This is a genomic window from Pseudomonas sp. W15Feb9B (assembly GCF_000828175.1).
Lineage (GTDB): Bacteria > Pseudomonadota > Gammaproteobacteria > Pseudomonadales > Pseudomonadaceae > Aquipseudomonas > Aquipseudomonas parakoreensis.
The window spans coordinates 1-20,493 of record NZ_JTKF01000009.1 but is presented as its reverse complement, the minus strand read 5'-3'; the positions used below and the strand labels follow the sequence as shown (position 1 = coordinate 20,493).

The following is a 20,493-nucleotide window of genomic DNA, read 5'->3' as shown; positions in this document are numbered from 1 at the left end:
ATCAGTCCGGTACGAGCATCCGCGCCAGCGACTGGCGCACAGGCGGCTGGTCAGGCAGGTGCAGGCCGAACTCCTGCTCCAGCACCTCGATCAACTCATCGACATCCGCCACCTCGCGCCGCTCGCTGTCGGCGCCCATGTGATGAATCGCGAAGCTGCCGTTGTTCAGAGTCCGCCGCCAGCCATCGCCAGTGCGCGCAACCATCAGCCGTTTGGCGAATGGGGACTCGGGATGGGTCGAGACGTACCAGTTGCCGAGGGTGTAATCGATGTCTTCCTGGCGTTGCAGATCAAACAGGTACATCGCACGCCACTCGCCTGCAACATTGGCGCGCAGCATGTAGCCATCGGCCTGTTTCTCGATGCGATAGGACTCGTGCGGCGTCGGCTGTTCAGCCTCGGTATCGAGCAACAGCGGCGCAGTCGGCACCATGCCGCCAAAGCCGACATCGGTGATGTAGCGTTCGCCATCGATGATCACCAGGCTCAAGCGATGGGTGCGCGCCGTCCACGTGCCCTCGGGTTGCGCCAGTACCACGCGCCCGGAGATACCACGGGCCTCGAAGCCCAATTCCTGCAGCAACGCCAGAAACAGATTGTTCAATTCGTAGCAGTAACCACCCCGACCTCCGTGGAGAACTTTCTGTTCGACCGACGCCAGATCGATCAGCACCGGTGCGCCCGTGATCGTCGACAGGTTCTCGAACGGGAAGATCCCGGTATGGCGTAACTGCAGCTGCCGCAGGGTTTCCAGGGTCGGTGCCGGTGGGGCATCGAACCCCAGGCGCTGCAGGTACAACGTCGGATTCGCCAGACGTGGCTCGCTCATTGCTCAGTCCTTTTGCATGTGGCCGCGGCTCACTGTGCCGCTGGCCGACAGGTATACGGGATTGGGCCCCGACTCCGACAATTGATTTCGCCAATCAGCGCTACCGCCGCTTGCGCGAACCGATGCGAATCCACGTCGGTGCATGGTCGCTGGCGTGCGGTTCGTTGCGCACCCAGGCATCGACCCCGGCCTCGTGCAGGTAAGGGCTGAGTGCCGGGTTGAGCAGCAGATGATCAATGCGCAGACCGGAGTTGGTTTGCCAATGCTGGCGGAAGTAATCCCAGAACGTGTAGAGGCGATCCTCGGGATACAGATGACGCAGCGAATCCGTCCAGCCCTGATCGAGCAGCCGTTGATAACACTCGCGGCTTTCGGGCTGCAGCAGCGCATCCTTGAGCCAGGAACGGGTGTTATAGATGTCCATATCGGTGGGCACCACGTTGTAATCGCCGGCCAGCACTACCGGATGATCGCTGCTTTGCAGATCCTTGGCGTAGCGGATCAGGCGTTCGAACCAGGCCAGTTTGTAATCGAACTTCGGCCCCGGCTGCGGATTGCCATTGGGCAGGTACAGGCAGCCAACCAGCACGCCGTGCACCGCCGCCTCCAGATAACGACTGTGCTTGTCGTCGGGATCGCCCGGCAGACCACGACGGCTTTCCAGCGGCTGCGCATCGCGAGCGAGGATCGCCACGCCGTTCCATGACGCCTGACCGTGCCAGATCGCGCCGTAACCCGCCGCTTCGAGTTCGGCAGCCGGAAATGCACTGTCCACCGACTTGAGCTCCTGCAGGCAGGCAATGTCCGGCTGCTCGCGCTTGAGCCATTGCAGCAGGTTCGGTAACCGCGCACGCAAACCGTTGACGTTGAAGGTGGCGATCCGCAGGTTTTTCATCGTCCAGGCTCCGGCGAACAAGGTGGGAAAATTGTGACCCTGTGGCGGCGCCGGTGGTTGCATCGGATCAACCGGCCGCGACTGATGATCGATACTGCAGCTCGATAACCGCTCGTCAGCCAATCGGCACCAACGGGTAAACGTGTCAGACCAACGTCAGGTAACCGCCCCTTTCTGGAGACGTACCATGACTACACGTACACTCACTTCTTTGTTGCTCGCCGGCCTGCTGGCTACGACTTCGGCTGCCAGCTTCGCGGCGAACGACAGTTCCGGTACATCGAGCACCAACCCCGAAGTCAACAAAAGCACGCCCAAACCGCCGGACAACACCCCAGGCGCACCGGCCGGCAGTAACGGCGCGGGTAGCCCCGGATCTGGCAATGGCACCGGCACCAACGGCGGCGCCATGGGTTCTGGTTCGGGGGCTGGCGGCGGCACCGGTGCGGCGGGCGGCGGGACCGGCGGTGCGGGCGGTGGCTCGGGCAGCTGAACGAACCGGCGTTACGGTGAGTGATGAGGCCTGTGAGAGGGAGTTTGCTCCCTCTCCTCTGCTGGAGCGCTGAAACTTCAGCGATCCGAACGCATCAACTCGGCAACCTCCGATTCCAGCGACAACACCGCCGCGCGATTACGCCCGGCATTTTTCGCCTGATACAACGCCGCGTCGGCGCGCTGGATAAATTCTTCCAGGCTGTCGTTTCCACTGGGCACAAACGCGTAGCAACCCAGGCTCACCGTCAGGTAGCCGGTCGGCGAACCGCTATGGGTGATGCGCTTGTCCATCACGCTGCGGCGGATCTGCCCGGCAATCGCCAGCGTGCCGTTGATGTCAGTGTCCGGCAGCAGCACCGCGAACTCTTCGCCGCCGTAACGTACTGCCAGGTCAGCCTTGCGCTGGCAACTGTTCTTCAGCACTTGGGCCACCTGGGTCAGGCAATGATCCCCCGCCACATGGCCGTAGGCATCGTTGTAGCGTTTGAAGAAATCGATATCGAGCATGATCAGGCCGACCGGACTCGACTGCCGTGCACCGCGGGCGAATTCGATGTCCAGCGATTGCTCGAACAGCCGCCGGTTCGCCAGCCCGGTCAGGCTGTCATGAGTCGCAATCTGCTCCAGTGCGCGCTGCGCCCTGCGCAAGTTTTTCTCGATACGCTCACCGTCACGCACCTGATGAATGAACACCCAGCCGAACAGGCCGACGCCGAGGATCACCAGCGCCACAATCACGCTGGACTGAAAGGCCCGCTCGGACCAACCCTTGAGAATCGTGTCGCGCGAAGAGGCGGACGCGACCACCAGCGGGTAAGCCGTCAGCTGCCGGTAGCCGTATAAACGCACCACGCCGTCGACCACCGATCTGATCATCGCCGTACCGGCCGGCGCTTCAGGCAGCAGCTTCTGATAGATCTTGCCCCGCGCCAGCGACGAGCCGATCAGGCTCTCGTCGAACGGCCGCCGCGCCAGCAAAGTGCCGTCCTTGAGGCCGAGAAACATGATGCCGCTATCATCGAGGCTGAAGCTTTTGAAGAAGCGGTCGAAGTACGCCATCTTGATCCCGGCCATCAGCACGCCCTGAAAGTTGCCGGCGCGATCATTGATGCGCTTCGAGATCGGAATGATCCACTCTCCATTTTCCCGACTGCGGATCGCCGGGCCGATGTGCGCCACGGTAGAAACATTCTGTTGGTGAAACTTGAAGTACTCGCGGTCGGCCACCCCGTTGCCACGAGGCAAGTCCGGGAACGAGGTGATCACCCACTGCCCCTCGCGGTCGAACAGGAACATGCCGTGCAGCTGTTCCAGTTGCTGCACCCGACGGGCGAAGGTCTGCTGCAGGCGTGGTCGTTGCGCGGCGCCATATCCGTCGTCCTCGACCCAGTCGGCGAGACTGGTGAGCACCAGATCGGCAGCCAGAAACGTGTCTTCGGCCTGCTGCGCCATGGCTCGGGTCAAGTTGGTGGAGGCGATCTGCGCGTTCGCCAGATCCTGACGCCGCGTCTGCTCCAGCTGCAAATAAAGCAAGCCGGACAGGCACAGGCACACCGCAACGATGAACAGCGCTGCCGCCTTGCGCAACGGCAGGCGTTTAAGCGTGCCGGGAGTTTGATGCGGTTCGTGAATGGGGATTGGCAAAAACGTGTCCTGGGCAGGTACGACAGGGGCCGCAGCCCGAAACCCTTACTTTTTGTGAGCGTAGCCCACCGGGATGCGCACGGCAAACCCGCCGCGCCAACACACGCCCGCCCCGTTGTATCGGCGCGCGAGGGATTTGGATGAACGCTGCGCCGCGATTTATTTTCAGAGGTCGTTTTGCAGGTGATCGCCCTCGCGTATCTGCGCAGGGCATTCGCGCAGGGCACCAGTGGCAGCTATCGGGGTTTGTTGATTTCCCGCAGCAAATCCGCGACCGGCAGGTTCATGGTGTTTGAGTAGTAAGGTTTATAGCCGTACGCGGTGACGACGACTTTGCAGGGGATTTGTTGTTTGTTGGCGAGGAGTTGATTCAGTTCTTTTACTGACAGATTTCTTTCAGAACTCCGGTTGCTTGAAGTTTCAACCATGAACGCACTGGTGAGATAGGAATATCCCGCCTTGCCATCCTCGCTTATTTCCGACGTCACCAAACCTACTGCAGAAAACCGGATGGCTTTGCCAACCGAGAAATCCTGATCATCCTCCAAGGCACATTTCAGCATGCCTGAAGCCATCCCAACCCTTTCTCCTCTATCAAACAGGTTCAGAACATCCACGTCCGACTGATAACGAACGTCGTATAGAAGTGATTTTTGCCTTTCAACAGATACAAAACTCAAGTTCGCTGGAGGCTTTACATGGTCTTTTGCGCAACCGGAGCAAATAGCCAGGAAACAGCAAAAGAGTAACCTGTGCATCACGAAAACTCCTTCATTATTGAGTCCAGCAATAAATCGCTTGCCGACTTGCCCCCGGCTACAGGCGCAATAAAAAGACAGGCAGGTGCGAGCTGACTTCGTGGGTGAACCCATTAGCGTCAGACACCCCGTGTTCCAGTCGCCCATCTGCGCGCTGAATCACGTAGGGATGATTGATCATGGGCTCACCGGTCACGTCATTGACCAGTTTCAACTTGTCCGTGAAATGCACCGGCATTGGTAGCAGACCACTGAAAGGCGCCGCTGTTACTGTGTCACCGATGATGACCGTGCCTGACCCACCAATGACCACATTGCCGTGCCCCCCGGTGCTGTCCAGGGTCGCGGCGTTCAAGCCATTGATAAACACCGTCGAGGAAACGCCGCCAGTAATCGGGCTGCCGCACGCGGATTTATCAGTCATTCGCGCAGCCGCCAATCCGTCGAAATTCACGTTCGGCGAGCCACTGGCAATCGGATTGGTGCCATGTCCCGGGAGTGGGCAGGCGGTTGGATCGGTGACGCGGGCGGCGGGTTTTCCGCTCATGAACAGCTCCTTGCAGTGTTGCGGGTCATCCTTTTTGGGGGCGCAAGCATGCGTGAGTTTTCCGGTTGCTTCAAACCTCCAGGCAAAAAAAGGCGCCCGATCGAGGCGCCTTTTTCATTCGTGCAACCACTCACATCAACGCGACGGCGGCACCCGAATATCCCCCGCCCGGCACTGGGTCTTCACGCCCTTGCCACACGCGCCGAACTGCAGATCCTTGCCCATGCACACCCGCACTTCCGAGAGTTCCGGGCCGCTGCAGATCACCGCGATGCCATTGGCCGGGATCCCCGGGTTGGCCTTGCGGAACAGGTCGGCGATTTCCTGGGCTTCGAAGTAATACGAGGAGCTGAACGGTTGCAGCTCCTGCGGAATTTTCACCGCGCCTACGGCTTTGTCCGCTTCATCCAGATAACCCATTGCGCCCAGACCGCTGCAGGTGCCGTGCTTGGACCATTCGTGATCGAGCAGTTTCTTCGTCGGGAACAGCGTCAGGCCCTTGGTGGTTTCCGCCGCCGACAGCGTGGTCAGCGGTGGGCAGGATTCCGGCCAGCCGCCGTTGGCGTATTGCGGCCACAAGCCGTGCAGCACGAAGCCGTAGCCCTTGCCGGAGCATTGCACGTCATCTTTGTGGGTGAGGCAGAACGTTGGCGACCAGGACAGCGTCAGCAGGTAGTAATCAAACTGCCCCGCTACCGCTTCCGTTTGCACCTTGCTGGCGTTCGACTGACGCGCCGAACTCAGGCCGATGCTACCGGCCGTCAGCGCGATCAGCGCCAGAATTGTAAACAGCTTTTTCATGTACCCGCTCCTTGGGACGCCTGCGTCCGTGGTTTTTGATGCTGACCAGACTTGGCCAGCGCTGATTTCGCCATGCTTGTGTTGCAAGCGCATGACGCAAGGCAAGGCCGTACGCCGTTGAACGGTCTACGATTAACAGGCAGACATCAAACCAAGGGATCCGAAATGAGTAAAGCAGACGAACTCGCCGCCAAACTCAAGCAAACCCGGCACACCCACGCGGATGCCGCGCTGGAGATCGATTGCTGGCCGGCGCAGGTCTACGATCTGTACCACCGCATTGAGGTCTGGCTGCAGCCCGTCACCGAAGTCGGCCTGAAAATCCGCCGCAACCCAACCCACGTTTGCGAGAGCTCACCCGATGGCGAAAGCCACGATTACGCGATCGACCAACTGGTGATCGAAGCCAACCAGCAAACCCTGACCTTTGATCCCATCGCCCGGTTTACCGAGGACGGCGCCGGCCGCGTGCAGATCACCCTGCCGGATCGCAACACCTACCTGCTGCGCACCGTCGATGAACATCATGAAAGCCATTGGTGGTTGCAGACAGTGGAAACCGGGCAGGAGCTGGATGCGATTGCGCTGACCGAGAACAACCTGTTGCAGGTGGTGCAGGAAGGTCTGGGCCTGTAACAGGAACGGGCAAACTGTCAAAACTGTAATCCCCCTCTCAGCCAACTGAAAGCCAGCGCTGGGTAGCCTCCCCGTCATGTATCGAACGGGGACTTCCAGCGCATGCCTTCCAACACCTCAAGACGCACCTTCGTCAAAGGCCTGGCCGCCAGCGGCCTGCTCGGCGGCCTCGGTCTGTGGCGCGCTCCGGTCTGGGCGCTGAACGAACCGGGGCAGATCAACGAACTGAGCGGCAGCGAATTCGAGCTGTTCATCGGCGAAACCCCGGTCAACTTCACCGGCAGCCCGCGCACTGCGCTGACCATCAATGGCAGCCTGCCCGGTCCGCTTCTGCGCTGGCGCGAAGGCGACACGGTGACGCTGCGGGTGCGTAATCGGCTCAAGGACAGCACTTCAATTCACTGGCACGGCATCCTGCTGCCGGCCAACATGGACGGCGTGCCGGGTCTGAGTTTTCACGGCATCGAACCCGGCGGCGTATACGTCTACCAGTTCAAGGTGCGGCAGCACGGCACTTACTGGTATCACAGCCACTCCGGCTTGCAGGAACAGGCCGGGGTCTACGGGCCGTTGGTGATCGATGCGAAAGAACCGGAGCCGTTCCACTACGACCGCGACTACGTGGTGATGCTCAGCGACTGGACTGACGAAGACCCGGCCAGCCTGATGAAGACCCTGAAAAAGCAGTCCGATTACTACAACTACCACAAGCGCACGGTTGGCGATTTCATCGACGACGTCAGCGACAAAGGCTGGAGCACCACCGTCGCCGACCGCACGATGTGGGCGCAAATGAAGATGAACCCCACCGACATCGCCGACGTCAGTGGCGCCACCTACACCTTCCTGATCAACGGCCACGCTCCTGACTCGAATTGGACCGGACTGTTTCGCCCCGGCGAAAAACTGCGCCTGCGCCTGATCAACGGCTCGGCCATGACTTACTTCGACGTGCGCATTCCGGGGCTGAAAATGACCGTGGTCGCGGCGGACGGTTTGCACGTCAAACCGGTCAGCGTCGATGAACTGCGCATCGCGGTGGCGGAAACCTACGACGTGATCGTCGAGCCCGCCGCCGACGCTTATACCCTGTTCGCCCAGGCCATGGACCGCAGCGGTTACGCCCGCGCCACCCTCGCGTCCCGCGCCGGTCTGACGGCCCCGGTGCCAGCGCTGGATTCGCGCCCATTGGTGACCATGGACGACATGGGCATGGGTGGCATGGGCATGGGTGGCATGGGCATGGGTGGCATGGACCACGGCTCGATGGACATGAGCGACATGGCGGGCATGGACCACTCGGCGATGGGCCCGATGCAATCGCACCCCGCCAGCGAAAAAGACAATCCGCTGGTGGACATGCAAGCCATGACCCCCACACCGAAACTCGACGACCCCGGCCTCGGGCTGCGCAACAACGGCCGTCGCGTGCTGACTTACGCCGACCTGCGCAGCACCTTCGACGACCCGGACGGCCGCGATCCCGGGCGCACGATCGAGCTGCACCTGACCGGGCACATGGAGAAGTTCGCCTGGTCATTCAACGGCATCAAGTTCTCCGACGCCGAGCCGCTGCGCCTCAAGTACGGCGAGCGCATCCGTCTGGTGCTGGTCAACGACACGATGATGACCCACCCCATCCACCTGCACGGTATGTGGAGCGATCTGGAAGACGAAAACGGCAATTTCCAGGTGCGCAAACACACCATCGACATGCCCCCCGGTACCCGTCGCAGTTACCGGGTCACGGCCGATGCACTGGGCCGCTGGGCCTATCACTGCCATCTGCTCTATCACATGGAAACCGGCATGTTCCGCGAAGTGCGGGTGGAAGAATGAAGGGGCTGATCATGACTCGACTTGCAGCGTTCTCCGTGCTGTTCATCAGCGCCTCCGTCATGGCCGCCAACGACATGCAAGGCATGGATCACAGCCAGATGCCCGGCATGGATCACTCGATGCAAAGCATGGACGACGGCATGATGCAGCCTGCCGCACCCACTGAAAGCCGCACGCCGATCCCGGTGCTGACCGACGCCGACCGCGCCGCCGTGTTCGCCAGCCCCGGCGGCCATCAGGTGCATGACAGCGCGATCAACAGTTACTTCCTCGCCGACAAACTCGAATGGCAAAACGCCGATGACGGCAGCGCTTTGGCCTGGGATCTGTCCGGCTGGATCGGCGGCGACATCGATCGCCTGTGGCTGCGCTCCGAAGGCGAACGCAGCAACGGCAAGACCGAGGACGCCGAACTCCAGGCATTGTGGGGCCATGCGATTTCGCCGTGGTGGGACGTGGTCAGCGGCGTGCGTCAGGACTTCAAACCCGGCGCCGCACAAACCTGGGCCGCGTTCGGTCTGCAGGGCATGGCGCTTTACAACTTCGAAGCCGAGGCCACGGCGTTTCTCGGTGAGGGCGGACAAAGCGCGCTGCGGCTGGAAGGCGACTACGACATTCTGCTGACCAACCGGCTGATCCTGCAGCCCACCGCCGAACTCAACGTCTACGGCAAAAACGACCCGCAACGGGGCCTTGGTTCCGGCCTGTCGAACACTGAAGCCGGCCTGCGCCTGCGCTACGAAATCCGCCGCGAATTTGCGCCGTACCTCGGCGTGACGTGGAACCGCACCTACGGCAACACCGCCGATTACGCCCGCGAAGAAGGCGAAAGTCGCAGCGAAGCACGGCTCGTGCTCGGTGTGCGGCTGTGGTTCTGAATTCCCACTGAAAAACACCCCAGAGGTCTTGCATGCGCACGTTGAATATCACCCTTGTACTCGCCAGCGGTTTGCTCCTGAGCAGCCTCGCTCAGGCTCACCCGAAACTGCTGTCATCAACCCCGGCCGAAGGTGCCGACGGCGCGGCTCCCGACAAGATCGAACTGCACTTTTCCGAGAGCCTGCTGACTCAGTTCTCCGGCGCCAAACTGGTGATGACCGAGATGCCCGGCATGGCCCATTCGCCGATGCCGATGAAGGCCAGAGTCAGCGCTGGCAGCGACCCGAAATCCATGCTCGTCACCCCGCTCGCGCCGTTGCCCGCCGGCACCTACCAGGTCGAGTGGCGCGCGGTGTCGTCCGACACGCACCCGATCACCGGCAACGTCACGTTCAAAGTGAAGTGAGCGATGGCTGAACTGATCAACATCATTTTGCGCCTGGCGTTGTATGTGGATTTGCTGCTGTTGTTCGGGGTGGGGTTGTTTACGCTGTACAGCGCTGACGCCGACCTGCGGTCTGGCCCGATGCTGCGTGGATTGGCATTGATCGGGGCACTGCTGTCAGTGGCTGGACTGGTGCTGATGACGAGCACCATGAGTGGCGAAACCGAACTCGCCGCACTCTGGCCGCATCTGCAGATGATGCTGCTGGAAACGGATGTCGGGCTGGCGTGGGCGCTGCGCATGATTGCGCTGATCGTGGTGCTGATTCAGCCGGGGATGTGGCTCGCGTCGACGGCCGGCGCGGTTGTCCTCAGCTCCCTTGCGTGGAGTGGGCACGGGGCCATGGACGAGGGCTCGCTGCGGTTCTGGCATTTCCTCAGCGACATCCTGCATCTGCTGGCGGCGGGTGCCTGGTTGGGGGGGATGCTGGCGCTGGTGTTGCTGGCGCGGGGTCGTGTGGATGAAGCGCGGATTCGCCTGCTGGCTGAGGCGGTGAAACGCTTCGAATGGGTCGGCGCGACGATTGTGCTGACGCTGTCGGTGAGCGGCGTGGTGAATTACCTGTTCATCGTCGGCCCGAGGCTGGATGACGTGCTGCTCGGCACTTACGGTGTGTTGCTGGCGATCAAGGTTGTGCTGTTTGCCGGGATGCTGGTATTGGCCGCGCTGAACCGCTTCCACCTTGGGCCGGCGCTGGCGCGATCACTACGCGATGGACAGCACGTCATCGCGGCGAACGCACTGAGGCGCAGTGTGCTGCTGGAACTGGGCATGGCCCTGCTGATCGTGGCGCTGGTGGCGTGGCTCGGCACGTTGAGTCCGGACGCGGGATGACACCCGCGAAGGCCTTTCACTACACTGGCTCACCGTCCTCTGCAGAAGCCCGATGTTCATGACTATTCTAAAAAGCACGATGATCCTTTGCGGCACGCTGGCCCTGGCCGCGGGTGTTCAGGCCCAAGAAGCCACTTCGCACCTCGACAGCATTCAGCAACAAGGCCAACTGCGCGTCTGCACCACCGGCGACTACAAGCCCTACACCTTCAAGCGCGCCGACGGCGAATTTGAAGGCATCGACATCGCCATGGCGCGCTCGCTGGCCGACAGCCTAGGGGTCAAGGTCGAGTGGGTGCAGACCACCTGGAAAACCCTGATGCCGGACATGCAGGCCGGCAAGTGCGACATCGGCATGGGCGGGATTTCGGTGACGCTGGAACGGCAGAAAAAAGCCTTCTTCAGCAACACCCTCGACAGCGACGGCAAGATCCCGCTGGTGCGCTGCGCCGAGCAGGCCAAATACCAGACCATCGAGCAGATCAACCAGCCAGACGTGCGCCTGGTGGAACCGGCCGGTGGTACCAACGAAGCCTTCGTCCACGCCTTCCTGCCCAAGGCCCAACTGGCCCTGCACGACAACGTGACGATCTTCCAGCAACTGCTCGACAACAAGGCCGACGTGATGATCACCGACGCCTCGGAAGCGCTGTATCAGCAGAAACTCAAACCGGGGTTGTGCGCGGTGAATCCGCATCAGTACATGCAGTATGGCGAGAAGGCGTATCTGCTGCCGCGCGATGACATCAGCTGGAAGCTGTACGTCGATCAGTGGCTGCATTTGAGCAAAGTCACTGGCAGTTATCAGAAGGTCATTGGTGAGTGGCTGGCGGTGCCGCAGTAACCCACCAGACATAAACAGTTGTGGCGAGGGAGCTTGCTCCCGGTGGACTGCGCAGCAGGCCTTCTTTTGAGGGGCCGCCTCGCGACCCAGCGGGAGCAAGCTCCCTCGCCACATTGATTCTCAGCCACAAAATCCATCAGTCATCATGCAACATCCCGGAGCTGTATTGATTCAAGCTGCTGCCAATGCTGTTGCCGCCAAACTTCAGGGTCGTGGCATGACTGCGCCCTTCGGGCGACTGACAATCCGCAGAAAAACAACTGGTGGTGGTCAAGCCACCGGCGCCCGAACAGGCACTCAATACCGAGACAGTTGCAGCGATCAACAGCACTTTGACGACATCGGCGCGCATGGTACGGCTCCCCTTGGGATGATCTTGTGCAAGCATCCTAGGCCTTCGCGGCACCCGGCAAGATGAAACCTGGCTGATCGACAGCACGGGTTCAGCTTCGCATCAAACCGTCCGCCACGCCCCGGCAGGAATCTGCGCCATCGCCTCGAAAGCCGGTTTGGCGAACCAGAATCCCTGCATCAGATAAATCCCGCAATCAGCGAGAAAATCGCGCTCTTCCGGATGCTCGATGCCCTCGGCAATCACCTCGATCCCCAGTTCGGTACACATGCCCACCACGCCCCGCACAATTGCCTGACGTACGCGGTCGCGGTGAATACCGCGTATCAGCGCCATGTCCAGTTTGATCAGATCCGGTTGAAAGTCCGCCAGCAGATTCAACCCGGAATACCCCGCACCGAAGTCATCGATGGCGGTCTTGAAGCCAAACTCGCGGTATTCGCGCAAGATGTTCATCAAGTGCTTGTTGCTTTCGACGTGCTCGCCCTCGACCGCTTCGAAGATCAGCCGCTCGAGCGGAAACGCATGCGCCCGCGCCGCCTCCAGCGTGCTGCGAATGCACAGGTCCGGGCGATAAACCGCGTTGGGCAGGAAGTTGATCGAGAGAAAACCGGTGAGGCCCAACTGCGCGGCGGTGGAGATTGCCCGCACGCGGCACAGTTGATCGAAGCGATAGCGGTTCTGGTCATCGACCTGCTGCAGCACCGACAGCGCCCCTTCGCCCTGCACGCCACGGACCAACGCCTCGTGGGCGAAGGTCGATTGATCACGCACATCGACAATCGGCTGGAACGCGAAGGAGAACGCCATATCGGCCTCGCCTTTTTGCCGGCATCCTTGGCACCCCCCGCTGGGCTGGGGGAAAATTGGTGTATTGGTCATGACGCCCCCTGAGAGCGGGTTGCAACCATCCATGGCCCAGAAAAAAATCACTGCACGGACCGGGTGGCGCCGCTTGGCGGCCCCCGCTTATACAGGCTGACCGGTCAATTCCGGCCAAGTTCATTGCGAAATGCCATCAGGTGCGGAAATGCGCCGTCATGCGTTGCAGGTCCTGCCCCAGCGACGCCAGCTCAAGGGTCGCAGCAGCACTTTCTTCGCTGGCGACGGCCGACTGATCGGCCACATCGCGCACACTGACGATGCTGCGATTGATCTCATCGGCCACCGCACTTTGCTGCTCGGCGGCGGCGGAAATCTGCAGGCTCATTTGCTGGATCGTACCGATCGACTGGTTGATCTCGGTGATCGCCTGCTCGGCCTTCTGCGCCAGCACCACGGTGTCCAGCGTGCGTTCGCGGCTGGATGTCATCAGTGTAGAGGCCGCTTGCGTGCCCTGCTGCAAGGTGACAATCAGCGCTTCGATTTCCTTGGTCGAATCCTGGGTGCGCTGCGCCAGCGAGCGCACTTCATCGGCAACCACCGCGAAACCACGGCCCTGCTCCCCCGCCCGCGCCGCTTCAATCGCCGCGTTCAGCGCCAACAGGTTGGTCTGCTCGGCGACAGCCTTGATCACATCGATGACCTTGCCGATCTGCTCACTGTCCTGGGACAGCACGTTCATTGCCGCGCCCAAGTCCTCGATCGCCACCGACAGCTCGCTGATCTGCACAGTCGCCTGCTTGACCACCGCACTGCCGTGACGTGCCTGCTGATCGGCCAGGGTCGCGGCGGCGGATGCGTCGGTGGTGTTGCGCGCGACCTCCTGCACCGTCGAGGCCATTTCGTGCATCGCCGTGGCGACCTGATCGACCTCGACTTTCTGTTGGCGCACACCGGCGCTGGTCTGCTCGCTCATCGCCGAAAGCTTCTCGGCCGACGTCGAAATATGGGTCACGCCGTTACCGATCCCCTGCACCAGCGTGTTCAGACTTTGCGCCATGTCCTGCATCGCGTTTTGCAGATCGCCCAACTCATCCTTGCGGCTGGATTTGGCTTGCACCGTCAGATCGCCCTTGGCAATCCGCCGCGCCAGCTCCACCGTCAGCGCCAGCGGCCCGGTGATCTGCCGCGAAATCAGCACCGCAGCCAACAGACCGACCACCAGCGCCAGCACCGTCAGCACGGCAATCTGGATAAACGCACGATGTTGATCGTCCCGCGCCAGACGCTGCTGGGTGTCCATCAGGCCGGTCATGATGCTGTCCATCGCCTGGCTCTGTTGATCCACCTGCTGGCGCAGGCTCTGCTTCTGCTCGAACAGCGCGGCAACCTCCACCAGCACCTCGCGATAACGCCGGATCCCGGCCTGCGCCTCTTCAAGCTGACTCGACAGGGCCGCCGGCAACCCGCTGCGCGCCTTGCTCATGTCCGTCAGAAACGTATCGGTGGTGTCCAGCAGCACCTTCTTGTTGGCCTCGCTCGGCACCGCGATATAACGCCGCAGCATCAGACGAAACATCGTCATGCCATTGCGCAGATCCGCCACCGTGCGCAAGTCCGCCACCCGCGCACTGTCGGCTGACGCCAACGCACTGGCCGTGGCGCTCTCGAACAGCCTGTTGAAGGTCTCGGCGTACTTGTCCGACATCGCTCCTAACGGTTTCAGCGCATCGCTGGTCGCCTTGTCCGCCTCGACCAGACGCTTGACCTGTTGATCGTAAGCCAGCGTGGTGTCCTGCAAACGCTTCAAGGCCTGCTGGTTTTCCGCCCGCGTCAGGGTCTGCAACGCCTTGGCGATCAGCCCTTGCAACACCGTCAGCCGCGACTGATAAGCCTCGGCAAACGCCGCGTCCGCCGCCGCCTCGTACTGCTTCTCCGACAACCGCATGTCCTGCGACGCATCGTTGAGCGTGCCGATCAGACGCGTGGTGTCCAGGCGATCCACCAGCACATTGCTGCTGCTATAGCCAATGAAAGCCACCGCCCCCACCGCCAGCAACAGAACGCCAAACCCGGCCCCCAACTTTCGGGAAACCTTGATGTTGCCCAGGAAACTCGATGCTTCTGCCATGTTCAGCCTCTAACGCCCTGACGCGATTCAACGTCAGGCACAAAAAATTGATCTCAGGCAACCGCAATTGCCGCTCATATTCGGGGGCATCATCCTGAGCAAATGGCGGACAGCTCCAACTGTCCCGGCTGCAACAGACTGACGCGAAAAACCGTACCGACGGCGCACGCACCAGCGGACAAATCCAGGGTTCGCGCTGGATTTATCGTTTCAGCAAAGGTGTTGGGAACGGATGCTATAAACTTTGGGAAATGTTGTACAACTTTATATTTTTGTATAAGCGTTGAACTTTTTTGAGCCAGTGATGACGCATTGCCATCATTTTTTGTGGCACATCGCTATTGCTGTGGAAACAGGCTGAAACCCGCCATTTTCGGCGGTTGTTTTGCGCATCGACTGAGCGCCCTCCGCGACCCCGCCGCTCGCCACGGAGGGCAGCGATCTACGCTTTGAGCTCGACGTTATCCAACGCCTGATTCACCGCCAACTCCCCCAACATCACCACCTGCGCAATGCCCAGCAGCGTCTTGCGGTGCGAGACATCCAGCAACGCTGCGAAGTCGTTGAGCATGGTGGTTGCAGAACCCAAGGACTCACTGGCGTTGGCGAGCAGAGATTCAGTGTCGTAAGCCGGGTTGGCGAGGAACATCGGTTTGGATTGATCACCGCTGGCCATGATCTGGCTGGCCGGGGTGAGGTAGTGATCGAGAGCGCGCTCGGCGGCTTCGTGGAGTTTGCGGGAATCGAGGGATTCGTAGGGGGATGCGGGGTTGGTTTCGGGTGGGTTCGGTGTTGGTTTGAACATGGTGTAACTCCTGACGGATAAACGAAAAGGAGCCATCACTCTCGCTACCAAACGAAGGGTGGAGGCCATACGCAGGTTGGTAGACCGGTCGTCAGGAACCCCGGCGCATCCGAAGACGCCCCGCGCATGACCACCATAAAACGAAGACGAGAAACGCCCTCGCAAGACAGTAGTCTTGTGCTTCTGACGGAAGCGGGCTACCAAACCCGATCACTGGTTTTCAGTGACGTAGGGACGATAAAACCCGCGAGCTAGACGCACAAGCCGGCGGATTCTGTCTTAGGCGTAGGGGGAGGCGCAAGGTGGTGTAGGAGCGGGACTGCAACAATAGGCCTCATTTAAACAGACGCTTATTTTCTCGCAAAAGCTTCAAAAATACGCTCATTGCTCGAGATGCGGTCAACAGCGCAGAGAGCAATACGATCCTTTTTCAAGCGCTGTACGTCGCTCCAGTGATGGATTGGAACAACTGTCCCGCGACCGCCCACAAACAAAGGCTTTGATTTTCTTCGTGCCACTTTCATACCACCCACGAACAAATTGCAATTCTCTCATCCGGTAGAGAAGCAAATTTTAAGCAACTGTTTAGGCTCCAATTAAGGGCACTGTCGATTGCAAAGAGCCCTACCTAAGGGTTTCAAGCCATTCCTCATCCACGCTTACCAAGATTCCCCTTCCCCGTCCCTCGACCTGAAATCGGTTCTCTCTTTCTCTTGCTATGCTTCCAATCTGGGACTTAGGTATTCCTTCCTCATCGTCATCTAGCAACCCTGTCGTATTTACCGGAGCAGACATGAACAATTTTAGCGACAGAGTTGCGACAAGCATCGGGCGTCACTTTGTGATGTTGTCTTGTCTATACCGCTCTTCTACATCCGACAAGGCACAAGTCTTGATCTTTTCTGGCTTTGTCGTGGATGTGTTAGGCGAATGGTTCTACGTAACGGCAGGCCACGTACCGAAAGGAATAGGAAGCATGATTGATGATGGCTATACCTTCGATACGTGGCGACTGAACGATCAAGCTGCAGGAAAACAGTTCGAGGAGGTTGCCGTACCATTCGATTTCCAGTTTGAACACTGGTGCGTCCTTGAAGATGCATCCGTCGGTCTTGACTATGCGGCAGTACATCTGGGCGGGCTTTACCGCCAACAACTGGAAGTCGGTGGGGTCATCCCTTTCACAAAGGAGGCATGGGGGGACTACATTGCTGATCACGACTACTGGATCATCGTTGGCGTACCAACGGAGTCAATTTCTGAGAATACCAGTAAGATCACGGCCCAAGTTGTGATGATTCCACTTTCACCGGCGAAACCTCCGCAGAACGTAGGATACAGAGCTGAAAATCAATTCTATGCAAAACTTATGGACGGATCAGAAGAGGTCGTTAATAACATCTCTGGTATGAGCGGTGGGCCAATAATAGCGCTGCGGCAGGTTGACAGCATTTGGAAGTACAATGTCATCGGGATCCAGAGTGCTTGGTATTCCGGTAGCCGAATTCTAGCGGCCTGTCCTTTCTCCTCCTTCGCCGAAGCTCTCGAAAGAGTCGTAGAAGAGGCACTAGCTGAACAAAAACGCGCATATTGACAACATATTCCAGTAAGGGCTCTACTGCTCGCTACTGATGATTTTTGAAATGCTCCTATCGGTCTGTAAACCATACAAATCGCCTGTCTCAGGCGGGTCGATCTGCCTAAAAAAGAGCGTTCAACACAGACTTAGCGTGAGCCTTTGAAAAATCAAGAAACTCAATGAGATAACAGTTTTCAGTCGGCCACCACTTACGCAACGGGGAGTCTGAAGGTCGGCCTCCCACCTAGAGTGCTTTTAACGCCGCGCGAGACCGCTGCATTTATTTTCAAAATCTTTCACCTCGTGAAATTACCAATCCTCTCGCAGCCTCGTAGCGGGCCTGGGCGCGACCTTCGTTTGCGCCTACACCCGCCTTTGCAAAAAAAACGAACGCAAGGCACGTCAGCGGGAGGTGGATAAGTACATTTTCAGTTGTTTTTTTCTACTGAAGTACGTTTTGACACCTTCCTAATCGGAGCGGAGACTCGCTTCTAGAAGTCACTTAGTGGCGCATAGATGAACTACACTCACTAGGGCAGCCTGACGATGGCGCTTAACGTGTCTTTTATCACAGGATTCAGGAGACATCTGTGGATCTAAAAAAAATCGAGCAAAATATTTGCAAGTCTGGCTTTAAGCTTGAACATGAAGTTGCAACCATATTGCGCCGTGAAGGATGGACACTAATCAGCAACAGATACTATCTAGACGACCATGAAGAGTCCGTACGAGAGATTGATATACTTGCATACAAATGCAAAATAACCCCAAGCTTTTCCATATACACAGCAATAATTATAAGCTGCAAAAAAAGCGAAGCAAATGATTGGGCGCTACTATCCAGAAACATCGATACAGACGACCCTAACTCCGACTGGCAGCCTTTCAAAGGCTTCAGCAGCGTAAAATCTATTCAGTACTACTTAGACCAACCTCAATGGGCAGAACACTATTACCGGAGATTAATACAAAAATGCCCCAGTATTTTCAGCATACCTGGGGTTGATATTTTTGCATTCCAGGAAATGAGCAAGGGCAGCTCGACCTGCCAAAACGATAAAAACATATTTAATTCGATAACCTCCCTTATGAAAGCGCAGGCTTACGAATTAAACAGCCTAATAACACGAAGCAAGAACCACGCAGTAGTTCATCAATTCAATCTCATATCATTAATAGACAGCAACTTGATTCGCATACACTTTCACGAGAACAAAATAACAGCAACAAACATTGACTCGGAAGACTATGTATCTAAATATATACTCAACAAAAAAGATTCAATATCTCGAATAAAATTTTTAACCGCAAAAAATTTCGAAGAATCGATCAAGCCTTACTCAACATTACACTCTGAAAATGTGATTTTCTTTGAGGAACTAAACTCCTCATTCTATAAAGACATTCTCCAGGCAAGAGAAAGAGCCAAACTATTGCTTCCCGAGTTCAGGCTGGCCATTAAAAAGTACTTATGGTCACCTTATTACGCCCTAACAAAAGAAACCTTAAAACCTGAAAACTTCGACGTAGGATGGAGTAAAGTTACAGGTGAAGCAGTCATTGAAATTGATACCTCTACTGAGACCATTTCCGCGCTCAACGATGATGACACCAGTATAAAATGCGCCAAGAAAATACTTTTAGAGGTTTACAAATATAATGGTGATGTATTCTTTGAGGATTCGCTAATTTTCTAGATTGCATTTAATCCCTAAGGGCAATCACACAAAGTCAACTGGAAGAATATCAATGCCAGAATTTCTGTATCGTTTCAGATCAATTCAGAGATTAATCGGTAGCGAAACATAAAAAGGGGAGTTTGTAAATCATTGCACTTACTTTGCCCCCCCCGATCATAATTACTGAATACTTCCGCATTATCAGGTGGTGGCGTTACTCCATGCTTATGACTGACGATCTATTCGTTAATCTGTTGCACCAAATTCAGCAAATCACAATACTTGCAGCACATTAACATCACTTGAGCCTATCCATGTTTTTGGCGCGTTCTGGCTGATTCCCGCCACACTATTTCTAAACCCTAGAATCTGTTCTGCATGTCGCCTCCCACCGTAGCGTTGTACTTCTGAGCCACAATCAGGTTTAGATCACAGCCCGTAGCCTGATGCAGATCATCCACCGCCGCCAGGCTACAGAATCCGCCCGACATCAGCTTGAGCGCGTCCAGCGCCTCGATCTTCTTCACTCCACCTACGGACTCGGTCGATTGAGCATCAATCGTCTGCGTGTGACTCTGGAACTGTTCGCGGTTTTCCAAGGCGTCAATTTCGCGCTTGATCTCATGATTTCGGATCTTGCCATCGGTCTTGCATAGCCAGTTGCCGTCGGCATCGACACGCTGTTGAGCGGCGCCGCTGTGCTGCCATACCTGGTCGCCTTTCGGCACCTTCGGCATGATCAAGCCGTGGGGCAGGATCGATTGAATGTAGGGCTTGTTCGGCAGGCCTTAGGCGAAGCACACCACCACCCGCGTGCCTTCCTCTGGAAAGGCGTAAATGCCCATTTCCTCGCCACCGGTGGGCAGTGGCAGCGGAACGCCAGTGAGCGGCGGTATGGCCGGATCTGGCTCGTCATCAGCGACTAGTACAACAATGTCCACAGCGTAACGCGGGCGGAAGTCGTCGCAGACTCCGGCATCCGCCGGCGCGTCGGCCATGGCGGTAACCAGGGCGAAGCGCGGCAAGTGGTAACCGCCAGTGAGTTCGGGAAATTGGCGCTCTACAGCACGCCGGATTGCGTCTTTCATCGGATGGCCATCTGGTCATTGGCGAGCGCCACGCTGGTGACGCGCTCGCCGTTGTTGATCGTTGCATCTAGTCGTAACCCGGGAACGACCGGGACCATCGCGCTCCGATTGCCCCGGTAGCCGTCGAAAAGCTCCGTGGGGATCTGTAGTGGCGCCCGTGCGCCATAAAAACTGTCGACCCAACTGTCGGCGAAAACCTAACCGTTGCCCAGTTGGTGCCAGTAAAGTCGGGGATGCTGAGTGCTCGGGCGAGACTGTCCATCCCTTGGTAACCGGCGGCGAGGCTTTAGAAGTACAGTACCTTCACGCTAACGTATGACCAATCTAGATCGCGAAAGAGCAAACCAATCTGCTCGCTCACAGGAACAATGGAGGGACGACCTTTTAATACCAAGCATTCATCGTCACCGGGTCGACTTTTCGGAAATAGACCTCTACCAGCCTTCAAACCCGTCCTCCCCCATTCCTGATAAACTCCCCCACCTCCCAGCCCCACCCAATCCAGAACCGCCAATGTCCCCTATCTCCGCCACACCCGCCCCACTCTCCCGCCGCTTCTCCGTCGCCCCGATGATGGATCGGACTGACTTC

The 20,493-nt window shown here is 58.2% G+C and carries 19 protein-coding genes and 2 pseudogenes; 9 read left to right on the top strand and 12 right to left on the bottom strand.

Annotation, left to right across the window (positions count from 1 at the left end; translation table 11 throughout):
• Position 1: 1 nt before the first annotated feature.
• Together OC71_RS06520 and OC71_RS06515 are read right to left on the bottom strand one after the other, a co-directional pair.
• A complete protein-coding gene (locus OC71_RS06520) occupies positions 2-829 on the bottom strand; it encodes an arylamine N-acetyltransferase (RefSeq protein WP_041065982.1) in 828 nt (275 codons plus the stop codon).
• A gap of 100 nt (positions 830-929) precedes the next feature.
• Positions 930-1,724, bottom strand: a complete 795-nt coding sequence (locus OC71_RS06515) for an exodeoxyribonuclease III (RefSeq protein ID WP_041065979.1) — start codon at positions 1,722-1,724, stop codon at positions 930-932.
• Between the two features lie 187 nt (positions 1,725-1,911).
• Here OC71_RS06515 and OC71_RS06510 point away from each other — a divergent pair, with 187 nt between their 5' ends.
• Positions 1,912-2,217 carry a hypothetical protein gene (locus OC71_RS06510; RefSeq protein WP_041065976.1) on the top strand — a complete coding sequence of 102 codons (306 nt, stop codon included), beginning with the start codon at positions 1,912-1,914 and terminating at the stop codon, positions 2,215-2,217.
• Positions 2,218-2,294: 77 nt separating this feature from the next.
• On the opposite strand, the gene OC71_RS06505 is transcribed toward OC71_RS06510, so the two are convergent.
• The 4 genes from OC71_RS06505 to OC71_RS06490 all read right to left on the bottom strand — a co-directional run bounded on the left by OC71_RS06505 (position 2,295) and on the right by OC71_RS06490 (position 5,969).
• The gene (locus tag OC71_RS06505) at positions 2,295-3,863 is read right to left on the bottom strand and encodes a sensor domain-containing diguanylate cyclase (RefSeq protein ID WP_041065973.1); all 1,569 of its coding nucleotides are present in this window, start codon (positions 3,861-3,863) and stop codon (positions 2,295-2,297) included.
• Between the two features lie 236 nt (positions 3,864-4,099).
• Positions 4,100-4,621: a hypothetical protein gene (locus OC71_RS06500; RefSeq protein WP_041065969.1), complete on the bottom strand. Its 522-nt coding sequence runs from the start codon at positions 4,619-4,621 to the stop codon at positions 4,100-4,102.
• Between the two features lie 58 nt (positions 4,622-4,679).
• On the bottom strand, positions 4,680-5,168 hold the full coding sequence (locus OC71_RS06495; RefSeq protein ID WP_041065966.1) for a PAAR domain-containing protein: 489 nt from the start codon (positions 5,166-5,168) through the stop codon (positions 4,680-4,682).
• A 135-nt stretch (positions 5,169-5,303) separates the two neighbouring features.
• The gene (locus tag OC71_RS06490) at positions 5,304-5,969 is read right to left on the bottom strand and encodes a ribonuclease T2 (protein WP_027611510.1); all 666 of its coding nucleotides are present in this window, start codon (positions 5,967-5,969) and stop codon (positions 5,304-5,306) included.
• A gap of 165 nt (positions 5,970-6,134) precedes the next feature.
• Here OC71_RS06490 and OC71_RS06485 point away from each other — a divergent pair, with 165 nt between their 5' ends.
• The 6 genes from OC71_RS06485 (at position 6,135) to OC71_RS06460 (ending at position 11,446) form a co-directional block, all read left to right on the top strand.
• Positions 6,135-6,605, top strand: coding sequence for a hypothetical protein (locus OC71_RS06485; RefSeq protein WP_041065962.1), 471 nt, complete (start codon positions 6,135-6,137; stop codon positions 6,603-6,605).
• 102 nt (positions 6,606-6,707) lie between these two features.
• Positions 6,708-8,444 carry a copper resistance system multicopper oxidase gene (locus OC71_RS06480; RefSeq protein ID WP_041065959.1) on the top strand — a complete coding sequence of 579 codons (1,737 nt, stop codon included), beginning with the start codon at positions 6,708-6,710 and terminating at the stop codon, positions 8,442-8,444.
• Positions 8,445-8,455: 11 nt separating this feature from the next.
• Entirely contained in the window at positions 8,456-9,322 is an 867-nt protein-coding gene (locus OC71_RS06475; RefSeq protein ID WP_041066328.1) for a copper resistance protein B, read from the top strand.
• A 32-nt stretch (positions 9,323-9,354) separates the two neighbouring features.
• Positions 9,355-9,729 (top strand): copper homeostasis periplasmic binding protein CopC, encoded by a 375-nt coding sequence (gene copC, locus OC71_RS06470; protein ID WP_041065956.1) that lies wholly within the window; start codon positions 9,355-9,357, stop codon positions 9,727-9,729.
• Between the two features lie 3 nt (positions 9,730-9,732).
• A complete protein-coding gene (gene copD / locus OC71_RS06465) occupies positions 9,733-10,602 on the top strand; it encodes a copper homeostasis membrane protein CopD (RefSeq protein WP_041065953.1) in 870 nt (289 codons plus the stop codon).
• 58 nt (positions 10,603-10,660) lie between these two features.
• The gene (locus tag OC71_RS06460; RefSeq protein ID WP_041066325.1) at positions 10,661-11,446 is read left to right on the top strand and encodes a transporter substrate-binding domain-containing protein; all 786 of its coding nucleotides are present in this window, start codon (positions 10,661-10,663) and stop codon (positions 11,444-11,446) included.
• Positions 11,447-11,582: 136 nt separating this feature from the next.
• On the opposite strand, the gene OC71_RS06455 is transcribed toward OC71_RS06460, so the two are convergent.
• The 5 genes and pseudogenes from OC71_RS06455 to OC71_RS06440 all read right to left on the bottom strand — a co-directional run bounded on the left by OC71_RS06455 (position 11,583) and on the right by OC71_RS06440 (position 15,556).
• Positions 11,583-11,798 (bottom strand): hypothetical protein, encoded by a 216-nt coding sequence (locus OC71_RS06455; protein WP_041065950.1) that lies wholly within the window; start codon positions 11,796-11,798, stop codon positions 11,583-11,585.
• A 102-nt stretch (positions 11,799-11,900) separates the two neighbouring features.
• The gene (locus OC71_RS06450; protein WP_041065948.1) at positions 11,901-12,680 is read right to left on the bottom strand and encodes an EAL domain-containing protein; all 780 of its coding nucleotides are present in this window, start codon (positions 12,678-12,680) and stop codon (positions 11,901-11,903) included.
• A gap of 136 nt (positions 12,681-12,816) precedes the next feature.
• Complete coding sequence (locus tag OC71_RS28660; RefSeq protein WP_371260353.1) at positions 12,817-13,596, bottom strand: methyl-accepting chemotaxis protein; 780 nt, start codon at positions 13,594-13,596, stop codon at positions 12,817-12,819.
• A gap of 78 nt (positions 13,597-13,674) precedes the next feature.
• Positions 13,675-14,751: pseudogene (locus OC71_RS28655) on the bottom strand (methyl-accepting chemotaxis protein); the annotation flags it as partial.
• A gap of 442 nt (positions 14,752-15,193) precedes the next feature.
• On the bottom strand, positions 15,194-15,556 hold the full coding sequence (locus OC71_RS06440) for a DUF6124 family protein (RefSeq protein ID WP_041065943.1): 363 nt from the start codon (positions 15,554-15,556) through the stop codon (positions 15,194-15,196).
• Positions 15,557-16,349: 793 nt separating this feature from the next.
• Between OC71_RS06440 and OC71_RS06435 the strand changes: the two genes are divergently transcribed.
• Both OC71_RS06435 and OC71_RS06430 read left to right on the top strand, forming a co-directional pair.
• Entirely contained in the window at positions 16,350-17,150 is an 801-nt protein-coding gene (locus OC71_RS06435; RefSeq protein WP_152620434.1) for a hypothetical protein, read from the top strand.
• 575 nt (positions 17,151-17,725) lie between these two features.
• Positions 17,726-18,832, top strand: a complete 1,107-nt coding sequence (locus OC71_RS06430; protein ID WP_041065937.1) for a hypothetical protein — start codon at positions 17,726-17,728, stop codon at positions 18,830-18,832.
• A 224-nt stretch (positions 18,833-19,056) separates the two neighbouring features.
• On the opposite strand, the pseudogene OC71_RS06425 reads toward OC71_RS06430, so the two are convergent.
• Positions 19,057-19,902: pseudogene (locus OC71_RS06425) on the bottom strand (hypothetical protein); the annotation flags it as partial.
• Between the last annotated feature and the right edge of the window lie 591 nt (positions 19,903-20,493).

Bases quoted from the DNA above. Each gene is read 5' to 3' on its own strand.
- OC71_RS06495 (WP_041065966.1), bottom strand. From the start codon at position 5,168: ATGAGCGGAAAACCCGCCGCCCGCGTCACCGATCCAACCGCCTGCCCA.
- OC71_RS28660 (WP_371260353.1), bottom strand. From the start codon at position 13,596: ATGAGCGAGCAGACCAGCGCCGGTGTGCGCCAACAGAAAGTCGAGGTC.
- OC71_RS06475 (WP_041066328.1), top strand. From the start codon at position 8,456: ATGACTCGACTTGCAGCGTTCTCCGTGCTGTTCATCAGCGCCTCCGTC.
- OC71_RS06435 (WP_152620434.1), top strand. From the start codon at position 16,350: ATGAACAATTTTAGCGACAGAGTTGCGACAAGCATCGGGCGTCACTTT.
- OC71_RS06480 (WP_041065959.1), top strand. From the start codon at position 6,708: ATGCCTTCCAACACCTCAAGACGCACCTTCGTCAAAGGCCTGGCCGCC.
- OC71_RS06455 (WP_041065950.1), bottom strand. From the start codon at position 11,798: ATGCGCGCCGATGTCGTCAAAGTGCTGTTGATCGCTGCAACTGTCTCG.
- OC71_RS06460 (WP_041066325.1), top strand. From the start codon at position 10,661: ATGACTATTCTAAAAAGCACGATGATCCTTTGCGGCACGCTGGCCCTG.
- copD (WP_041065953.1), top strand. From the start codon at position 9,733: ATGGCTGAACTGATCAACATCATTTTGCGCCTGGCGTTGTATGTGGAT.
- OC71_RS06520 (WP_041065982.1), bottom strand. From the start codon at position 829: ATGAGCGAGCCACGTCTGGCGAATCCGACGTTGTACCTGCAGCGCCTG.
- OC71_RS06440 (WP_041065943.1), bottom strand. From the start codon at position 15,556: ATGTTCAAACCAACACCGAACCCACCCGAAACCAACCCCGCATCCCCC.
- copC (WP_041065956.1), top strand. From the start codon at position 9,355: ATGCGCACGTTGAATATCACCCTTGTACTCGCCAGCGGTTTGCTCCTG.
- OC71_RS06485 (WP_041065962.1), top strand. From the start codon at position 6,135: ATGAGTAAAGCAGACGAACTCGCCGCCAAACTCAAGCAAACCCGGCAC.
- OC71_RS06450 (WP_041065948.1), bottom strand. From the start codon at position 12,680: ATGACCAATACACCAATTTTCCCCCAGCCCAGCGGGGGGTGCCAAGGA.
- OC71_RS06510 (WP_041065976.1), top strand. From the start codon at position 1,912: ATGACTACACGTACACTCACTTCTTTGTTGCTCGCCGGCCTGCTGGCT.
- OC71_RS06490 (WP_027611510.1), bottom strand. From the start codon at position 5,969: ATGAAAAAGCTGTTTACAATTCTGGCGCTGATCGCGCTGACGGCCGGT.
- OC71_RS06500 (WP_041065969.1), bottom strand. From the start codon at position 4,621: ATGCACAGGTTACTCTTTTGCTGTTTCCTGGCTATTTGCTCCGGTTGC.
- OC71_RS06515 (WP_041065979.1), bottom strand. From the start codon at position 1,724: ATGAAAAACCTGCGGATCGCCACCTTCAACGTCAACGGTTTGCGTGCG.